This window comes from Psychrobacter sp. DWR1-2-3 (assembly GCF_049896465.1).
Classification (GTDB): Bacteria; Pseudomonadota; Gammaproteobacteria; order Pseudomonadales; family Moraxellaceae; genus Psychrobacter; species Psychrobacter maritimus.
Window position 1 is genome coordinate 1 of record NZ_JAFCUJ010000016.1, and the last position, 1,167, is coordinate 1,167.

The 1,167-nt window shown below is 60.6% G+C and carries 1 protein-coding gene; it reads right to left on the reverse strand.

Features of this window, described 5'->3' with window-relative positions:
• Positions 1-232 precede the first annotated feature (232 nt).
• The gene (gene sul2 / locus ACP7AA_RS13075; RefSeq protein ID WP_001043260.1) at positions 233-1,048 is read right to left on the reverse strand and encodes a sulfonamide-resistant dihydropteroate synthase Sul2; all 816 of its coding nucleotides are present in this window, start codon (positions 1,046-1,048) and stop codon (positions 233-235) included.
• Positions 1,049-1,167: the final 119 nt, after the last annotated feature.

The window sequence follows — 1,167 nt, forward strand, 5'->3', positions numbered from 1 at the left end:
GCTGCCGCTCCGACAGCGCATCCGTCCGGCCATACCAGCGCCGGAATGGTGGACAGCGCAGCAGCAAAGGGGTGAAGAGGATCATCACCGCCACGATCGCGACACCCCACGCCATGACGAGCCTTGCCGAAATATTTGCGCACCATAAGGTCGATTATCCTGTCGTCGGGTCGCCCTCAAAGGGGACATGCCTGCTGAACCGCGAATATAGAGAAATATCCCGAATGTGCAGTTAACGAATTCTTGCGGTTTCTTTCAGCGCCGCCAATACCGCCAGCCCGTCGCGCAAGGGGCGCGGCTCGTGTGTGCGGATGAAGTCAGCTCCACCTGCGGCGGCGGCAAGCTCTGCAGCGAGTGTCGCGGCCCCGACATCCCCCGGACCACGGCCTGTGAGCGCGCGCAGAAAGGATTTGCGCGAAACAGACAGAAGCACCGGCAAATCGAAGCGCAGCCGCAATTCATCGAACCGCGCCAGCACCGAGAGCGAGGTTTCGGGAGCAGCCCCCAGAAAAAACCCCATGCCGGGATCAAGGACAAGGCGGTTGCGTTTGATACCGGCACCCGTCAGCGCCGCGATGCGCGCGTCAAAGAACGCCGCAATGTGATCCATGATGTCGCCAGCGGGTGCCTCGCGCCGATCTGCCTGCCCGTCTTGCACCGAATGCATAACGACGAGTTTGGCAGATGATTTCGCCAATTGCGGATAGAACGCAGCGTCTGGAAAACCGCGAATATCATTGAGATAGGCCACACCACGCGACAAGGCATAGGCTTGCGTCGCGGGTTGATAACTGTCGAGCGAGACGGGAATGCCATCTGCCTTGAGCGCGTCCAGCACCGGCGCGATACGCGCGATTTCTGTGTCGGACGAAACAGGCGCGGCGTCGGGATTGCTGGATGCCGGACCGAGGTCGATCACATCTGCCCCCTCGGCCATCAGCTTACGCGCCTGCGCAATGGCTGCGTCTGGCGCCAGATACCGGCCTCCATCGGAGAAACTGTCCGAGGTTATGTTGACGATGCCGAAAATGATGAGCGATTTATTCATGGGGTCGTCTCAGAAAACGGAAAATAAAGCACGCTAAGCGTGCGTGGAGGCTGGCACCCAGCGGTACAGCGTCGGAATGGACACGCCGAGGTTCTTGGCCACGTCCTTGGGCGGCACCC

Excerpts from the sequence above, each read along its gene's own strand:
- sul2 (WP_001043260.1), bottom strand. The coding sequence starts at position 1,048 with ATGAATAAATCGCTCATCATTTTCGGCATCGTCAACATAACCTCGGAC.